This is a genomic window from Rhizobium sp. P2_G2, assembly GCF_056403555.1.
On record NZ_JBFUFF010000265.1, the window covers coordinates 1 to 1,034 of the forward strand.

The 1,034-nt window shown below is 63.2% G+C and carries 1 protein-coding gene; it reads left to right on the top strand.

The genetic code is table 11. The features are described from left to right. A partial coding sequence (locus AC1D06_RS42645; protein WP_477991622.1) for a reverse transcriptase domain-containing protein occupies nucleotides 1–923 on the top strand: 923 nt, incomplete at its 5' end. Nucleotides 924–1,034 lie beyond the last annotated feature (111 nt).

A 1,034-nucleotide genomic window follows, 5' to 3' on the forward strand; every position in this document is an offset into this window, starting at 1 on the left:
GCCAGCACAGCTACGGCTTCCGTCCGGGGCGTAGTGCGCACGATGCCGTTCTTGCGGCGCAATCGTTCGTGCAGTCCGGGCGGCGGATCGTGGTGGACGTGGACCTGGAGAAGTTCTTCGACCGGGTTGACCACGACATCCTGATCGACCGTCTGCGCAGGAAAATCCCCGATCCTGGCGTCATCCGCCTGGTACGGGCTTACCTGAACGCCGACATCGTCGATGGGGATGCGACCATCAAGCGAACCAGAGGCACGCCGCAGGGCGGACCGCTGTCGCCGCTGCTGGCCAACCTGCTGCTGGACGAGGTGGACAAGGAACTTGAACGGCGGGGCCATGCCTTCTGCCGCTATGCCGACGACTGCAACGTCTATGTGCGGTCACGGCGGGCGGGTGAGCGGGTAATGGCTCTGCTGCGGCGCCTCTATGGCCGACTTCACTTGACAGTGAATGAGACCAAGAGCGCCGTTGCCAGCGTCTTCGGCCGCAAATTCCTCGGCTACGCCTTCTGGCGAAACCGGGGAGTGGTCATGCGACGGGTGGCCGACAAGGCCATCAAGGCGTTCAAGGATCGCGTGCGTGACCTGACGTCGCGGGTGACAGGACGGTCTCTGAAAGCCGTGGCAGAACGGTTGGGCGTCTTCGTGCGCGGATGGAAAGCCTACTTCAGGCTGGCGCAAACACCTCGGATCTGGCGAGAGCTGGACGAGTGGATGCGCCACCGCCTGAGGGCGATCCAGCTCAAGCAATGGAAGCGCGGCAGGACCATCTTTCGGGAACTGACGGCCAGAGCAGCAAGCCTGGATGTGGCGAACCAAGTGGCGGCAAACGCCCGCCGCTGGTGGCGCAACAGCGCAAAACTCCTCAACACCGTCCTCACGATCAAATGGGCAGACCAACTCGGAATGCCCAGACTCACCTGACCTCAATCTCTCGAACCGCCCGGTGCGGACCCGCATGCCGGGTGGTGTGGCAGGGGTGCGATCATATACGATCGCCCCCTATGCCGATTTCATGCCGTGATGGGTTTCAGC